Annotated in this window: 1 protein-coding gene; it reads right to left on the reverse strand. The window is 69.9% G+C overall.

Features of this window, described 5'->3' with window-relative positions; genetic code table 11:
• On the reverse strand, positions 1-357 hold a 357-nt coding region (locus tag HUK84_RS21760), incomplete at its 3' end, for a DNA translocase FtsK 4TM domain-containing protein (protein WP_176641990.1).
• Positions 358-651 lie beyond the last annotated feature (294 nt).

The raw sequence follows: 651 nt of genomic DNA on the forward strand, positions 1-651 counted from the left end.
CATGGCGCACAGCAGCGCGACGACACGCACCGGCACCGAGCCCAGCCCGGTATGGCGCGCCACCCGCCAGCCCCAGGCCACCAGGGCCAGCACCGGCAGCGCGCAGGTGATGCCGATATTCTGCAGCAGCGCGTCGGCCAGATAGGCCCCCACCACCCCCAGCAGGTTGGTCGGGGCCTGGGTGCTGGCGGTGTTCATCGACGGATCGCGCGGATTATAGCTCCATAAGGAGGCAGCCAGGGCCAGGGCCAGCAGCCACAGCGTCATTCCGCCCAGTTCGGCCAGCCTTTGCCGCGCGGCGGAACGGATGCGCGGCGAGACCAGGGAAGACGGAATGTAGCGGCCAAGGCTCGGCAAATGTTCGGATCCTGCAAAAAGGGCCTGCCCTTCCCGCGGAAGGGGCGCTTCCGTGGGGCGGACAGGCGCGATGAAGACGCCGGGCCGCTCCGGAACCGGGGCAAGTATAGCCTGCGCGCTGCGAAATACAGAAGGGAGCTTGCGCGCTTATTCGGGCATTCCGGTGGCAGCCCGGCCGGTGGCAGTTTGGCCGGTAGCAGTTTGACCGGGGGCGGCCCGCCAGACCGAGAGCCTGGCCGCGCCATGGCGGCGTTCGGCCAGCGGAGGCGCGGCCAGCAGGAGGCCGGACAGCAG

Source organism: Nguyenibacter vanlangensis (genome assembly GCF_013376155.1).
GTDB classification, from domain to species: Bacteria; Pseudomonadota; Alphaproteobacteria; order Acetobacterales; family Acetobacteraceae; genus Gluconacetobacter; species Gluconacetobacter vanlangensis.